General features: G+C 47.7%; 5 protein-coding genes and 1 pseudogene. All 6 read left to right on the top strand.

What is annotated here, in order from left to right; genetic code table 11:
- The first annotated feature begins 159 nt into the window (after nucleotides 1–159).
- Nucleotides 160–513: a hypothetical protein gene (locus tag MCG44_RS00850; protein ID WP_240286308.1), complete on the top strand. Its 354-nt coding sequence runs from the start codon at nucleotides 160–162 to the stop codon at nucleotides 511–513.
- Nucleotides 507–2,648, top strand: a complete 2,142-nt coding sequence (pknB, locus tag MCG44_RS00845) for a Stk1 family PASTA domain-containing Ser/Thr kinase (protein ID WP_240286306.1) — start codon at nucleotides 507–509, stop codon at nucleotides 2,646–2,648. Before MCG44_RS00850 ends, pknB begins: the two co-directional genes overlap by 7 nt.
- A 23-nt stretch (nucleotides 2,649–2,671) precedes the next feature.
- A complete protein-coding gene (gene rsgA, locus MCG44_RS00840; protein ID WP_412531124.1) occupies nucleotides 2,672–3,541 on the top strand; it encodes a ribosome small subunit-dependent GTPase A in 870 nt (289 codons plus the stop codon).
- Nucleotides 3,542–3,543: 2 nt separating this feature from the next.
- Nucleotides 3,544–4,203: a ribulose-phosphate 3-epimerase gene (rpe, locus tag MCG44_RS00835; RefSeq protein WP_240286304.1), complete on the top strand. Its 660-nt coding sequence runs from the start codon at nucleotides 3,544–3,546 to the stop codon at nucleotides 4,201–4,203.
- Between the two features lie 18 nt (nucleotides 4,204–4,221).
- Nucleotides 4,222–4,869: a thiamine diphosphokinase gene (locus tag MCG44_RS00830; RefSeq protein ID WP_240286302.1), complete on the top strand. Its 648-nt coding sequence runs from the start codon at nucleotides 4,222–4,224 to the stop codon at nucleotides 4,867–4,869.
- A 139-nt stretch (nucleotides 4,870–5,008) separates the two neighbouring features.
- Nucleotides 5,009–5,646 (top strand): annotated as a pseudogene (gene ychF, locus MCG44_RS00825) (redox-regulated ATPase YchF); the annotation flags it as partial.

Here is a 5,646-nt window from a genome sequence, read left to right as displayed (position 1 = left end):
GAAACTGCGAGATGAACAACTTTTGGAACAGGCATCCAAAAATGAAGAACTCAAAGGCATGGGCACTAAATCGTTGCAGCAACTGTTGTGGGGCGATATATTTATGTTGCAAATGTTGGGGACAGCCGGCTGTATGTGGCCGGTGATAAAATGGAACAGGTGACCAGAGATCATTCTCTGGTAGGGGAGATGATACGTATGGGCGAGCTTAGCCAGGAGCAGGCCCGTAACCATCCGGATCGAAATATTATCACCCGGGCTCTCGGGACCGGGCCGGATGTGGCAATCGATTTCTTTGACGTCAAGTTGGAGGATAATGCCAGGATTATCATGTGTTCCGATGGACTGTCTGGTATGCTTACCGACGATGAGATATTCGAAATACTGACTTCGTGCGGGGATGGGGAAGATCCTGCGGAAGTACTGATGCACAGGGCGAATGATAACGGCGGCAGAGATAATATTGCAGTCATTGTGGTTGAACCATTTAAAAAAGAGGTGAGAGAATGTTAAAAGAGGGAATGATTCTAGTAGAACGTTACGAGATTATCAGCAAGGTCGGTACCGGAGGAATGGCGGACGTTTATAAAGCACGTGATCATAAGCTGAACAGACTCGTGGCGGTTAAGGTTCTGAAACCGGAGTTCCGGGATGATAAATCCTTTGTTGCAAAATTCAGGAAAGAGGCGCAGGCAGCAGCCGGTCTTGCACATCCGAATATCGTCAACGTCTATGATGTCGGAGAGGATGAGGGCGTCAACTTTATCGTGATGGAATTGGTTGAAGGCATTACGCTGAAGGATTATATTAAAAAGAAGGGTAAATTAAGCGTCAAAGAGGCGACCAGTATTGCAATCCAGGTTTCACTGGGGCTGGAAGCTGCTCATAACAGTGACATTGTACATCGCGATGTCAAACCGCAGAATATTATCATTTCGACGGACGGAAAGGTAAAGCTGTCCGATTTTGGAATTGCGAGGGCCGTGTCCTCCAACACAATTACATCGAATGTGATGGTCTCTGTGCATTACAGTTCTCCGGAACAGGTGCGCGGAGGATACAGCGATAAAAAAAGTGATATCTATTCTCTGGGTGTCACAATGTATGAGATGGTTACGGGACGGGTACCGTTTGACGGGGACACATCTGTCGCGATCGCTATAAAACATCTGCAGGAAGAGATGGTACCGCCGTCGAGATATACGCCGGATCTGCCGTTCAGCCTGGAACAGATCATTTTAAAATGTACACAGAAAAGTGTTGACCGCAGATATAATAACCTGTCGGAAGTGATTGAAGATCTGAAACATTCACTGGTTGACCCGAACGGAACATTTGTACAGCTGGCGCCGCTCTCAAGCCATGCCCAGACTGTCCGCATTTCACAGGAAGAACTGGATGCGATCAAAGATGGAAAAACAGATGCACAGGATACGCAGTATCAGGAGCAGCCTGTCATTTATGACGACAATGATGAAGATGAGTATGATGAAGAAGATGACGATGATGAAGGCGGAATCAGCAGCAAGCTTGAAAAAGCAATGACCATCGGGGGATTTATCATCGGTGCGATCATCATCTGTATATTGATTTATTTTATCGGAACTGCGGCAGGTATCTTTAAGTTCGGTTCAGATAATAAGAAGAAAGAGCCACAGCAGATTGAAGAAAACCAGGATGACCAGGAAGATGAAGCGGCTGATGATGAGGATATGGTAGAAGTGCCGGAACTGCGGGGAAAGACAGTGGCAGAGGCAGAGGAGGCACTCAAGGATACTGGAATCGGTCTTAAAAAAGTGGCGGAGGAAGCATCCGATGAGTATGCGAAAGGTCAGATCATGAGGCAGAGTGAGGCGGCGGGTTCTAAAGTCCAGAAACACACAACGATAGAATATACCCTGAGTACGGGAAGTGCCCAGCTGACAGTGCCGAATATTGTCGGACAGCCGCAGGCTGATGCAGAAGCGGCTCTCCGTGATATGGGACTGGAGACGAGTGTACAGCAGGACTACAGTGCAGAAGTTGCGATCGGCAGCGTCATCTCGGTCAGTCCGGATGTTGGGACATCCGTCAATGTGGGTGATACCGTAACACTGGTTGTCAGCAAAGGAGCTACAGACGTGGAAGTAACGGTACCGAGTGTCAGAGGAATCTCTGAAGAAGATGCAAAGGCAACGCTGGAAAATCTGGGGCTTGTCGTGACAGTAGAGACGGGAACAAGTAACGCCGTCGGCGAGGGCGAAGTTTATGAGCAGAGTATTTCGTCGGGCACGAGAGTGAACAGCGGAACTGAGATTACGATCAGTGTAAACCGGGCAGACGCAACGAACAACACCCCGATGCAGAATGATTCGCCGGGGGATGATGAGTCGCAGACGGGCACATACAGCGGAACATGGGCATGCAGCAAGCGTCTGGGTGAACCGAGCAACTATTCAGGCGGAGCGGTGAAACTGGATCTTGTACAGAATGTTAATGGTGAGACTGTGACGACACCTATCGTTGAGGGGGCCACTATCTCATTCCCGTATAATGTGGAGATCACAGGCGCTGACGGTGTGGAAACCGGAACGGTTTATCTCTATGAACTTGTGGACGGAGATTACGTTCAGCGGGCACAGTATACCGTACCGTTTACCGAGTCATAATACGTATGATGCATGGAAGGATAATGAAAGGAATTGCCGGCTTCTACTACGTTACAGTAGCAGGAGCCGGGGTTTATGAGTGTAAGCCGAAGGGTATATTCAGAAAAGAAAAAATCAAACCGCTCGTAGGGGATGAGGTCGAGATCGAAGTGCTGGAGGAATCTGAAAAGACCGGCACCATCGTTGAAATACATCCGCGAAAAAACGAACTGATTCGTCCGGCGGCTGCAAACATTGACCAGGCCATGGTGATTTTCGCGATCGAGAACCCAAGGCCCAGTTTTTCTTTGATGGACCGTTTTCTGATTATGATGGAACGCCAGGGGATCAGGACGACCATCTGTTTTAATAAAAAAGAGATGGCAAAAGAAGAGGAACTTCGTCTGCTCTGTGAAACATATGCGTCCTGTGGATATCAGGTGCTTCTTACGAGTGCACGCCTTGAGGAAGGTATTGAGGAGATAAGGGAATTGCTCCAGGGGAAGACAACAGTCATTGCCGGGCCTTCGGGGGTGGGAAAATCTTCGATTACCAATCTTCTTCAGAAGGAAGTGTGTATGGAAACGGGAGAGATCAGCCGCAAATTAAAACGCGGACGCCATACGACCCGCCATGCGCAGTTGATTCAGGTTGACACAGACACGTATCTGATGGACACGCCGGGATTCAGTGCGCTGACAGTGGAAGATATGGAAAAAGAAGACTTAAAAGATTATTTCATGGAATTTCAACCATATGAGGGGACCTGCAGATTTCAGGGCTGTGTGCATATCTCTGAACCGGATTGTGCGGTCCGCCGCGCAGTTGATGAGAAAAAGATCAGTTCTATACGTTACGCGGATTACAGGGAACTGTTTGAGGAATTGAAGGAAAAGGAAAAGAGGAGGTATTAAGTATGTATCAATTGTCACCATCTATGCTGTCGGCAGACTTTAACCGTCTGGGGGAACAGCTGAAATTGATTGAGGAGTCTGGAGTCAGGTGGCTGCATATCGATGTGATGGACGGAGATTTTGTCCCGAGCATCTCTTTTGGAATGCCTGTGATCGCATCAATCCGTAAAGAAAGCGGACTGTTTTTTGATGTACATCTTATGGTATCTGATCCGGTACGCTACATTGATGATTTCGCAAAAGCAGGTGCCGATATGATCACGGTACATGCAGAGGCGTGCAGACATCTGGAAGGATGTATCTCTGATATTCACAAGGCAGGCTGCAAAGCAGGCGTTGCGCTCAATCCGGCAACACCACTGTGCCAGCTGGAGTATGTGCTGCATAAACTGGACATGGTACTTCTGATGACGGTAAATCCAGGCTTCGGCGGACAGTCTTATATCGAAAAATCCACAGATAAGATCAAAGAGCTGAAAGAGATGATCAAATCACGCGGACTGGAAACTGATATTCAGGTTGACGGAGGAGTAAACAATAAAACCATCGACAAAGTGCTGGAGGCAGGTGCAAATATTATTGTCGCAGGTTCTGCAGTGTTCGGCGGAGATATCAGGGCAAATATTGCCAACTTTCAGGATGCATTTAAACGTTATGAATAGAAAACAGGGAAGCAAAAAGTGAACACATTGATTATCAGCGGGGGCAATATCAATTCTGATCTTGCCCTTGATTTTATGGAAAAACAAAAACCGGATTACATTATAGCTGCGGACAGGGGACTTCTGTTTGCGTGGAAGCATAAAATCATTCCGGATTATATTGTAGGTGATTTTGACAGCGTTCCCTCTGATGTGCTCCAGGAATACCGCAGTCTTAACAGGATTCCAATAAGGGAGTACAATCCTGTAAAAGACGCAACGGATACCCAGATCGCACTGGAGAAGGCAATCTCGCACGGGAGCAGCCGGATATGGCTGCTTGGCGCTACCGGGACAAGGCTTGACCATACGCTGGGGAATATTTATTCCCTGAAACCTGCACTGGAGGCAGGGATACCGGCGTATATCCTGGATGAGTACAACCGGATTTCGCTTGTCAGCGGTGAGATTCGGCTGAAAAGAGAGGAACAGTACGGAAAATATGTTTCATTTCTGCCGCTGGGAGAACAGGCAGAAGGTCTTACACTCGAAGGGTTCAAATATCCTCTGAAGGATTACACACTGAAAAATGACAGCGGGCTGGGCGTGAGTAATGAGATCACGGCGGATGAGGCTTATGTTTCAATGGAAACAGGCATCCTTATCATGATCCAGTCACATGACTGAGGTCGGCAGGATATTTACACAGGCCAGTATCTGTGATAAAATCTACAGGATTATGGCAGGGTGACTGTGTACATCCGAACCAGGTTCAAATGTACACGATTACTTTAAATACAGTAATAAGATATAGGAGATCAATACAATGAAATTAGGAATTGTCGGACTTCCCAATGTGGGGAAAAGTACACTGTTTAATTCACTGACAAAGGCTGGTGCGGAATCTGCGAACTATCCATTCTGCACAATAGACCCAAACGTGGGAATCGTTCCGGTTCCGGACCGAGAGACTGAAGATGCTTGGAGATTTTTACCAGTCTAAAAAGGTAACGCCGGCAGTCATAGAGTTTGTGGACCATCGCCGGACTTGTAAAAGGGGCATCTAAGGGGGAAGGACTCGGCAACCAGTTTCCTGGCCAACATCCGGGAAAGTGGATGCGATTGTACATGTTGTACGCTGCTTCGAGGATTCCAATGTTGTTCATGTGGACGGAACCATTGATCCGCTGAGGGATATCGAAACGATAGAACTTGAGCTCGTTTTCTCTGATCTGGAAATACTGGAACGCCGTGCGGCGAAGACAGCAAAGACGGCCAGAAATGATAAGAGTGCGGCAAAGGAACTGGTGACGATAGAAAAACTGAAAACACATCTGGAAGCCGGCAAACGTCAAGACACTGGAAACTGTGGACGATGATGAGCAGGCGCTGATCATTCCTATAACCTGCTTACCCAGAAGCCAGTGATCTTTGCAGCGAATGTTGCGGAGGATGATCTGGCAG

This window comes from Lawsonibacter sp. OA9 (assembly GCF_022440585.1).
Note: the sequence above shows the minus strand (reverse complement) of the source record. Positions and strands in the feature narration are given on the sequence as shown.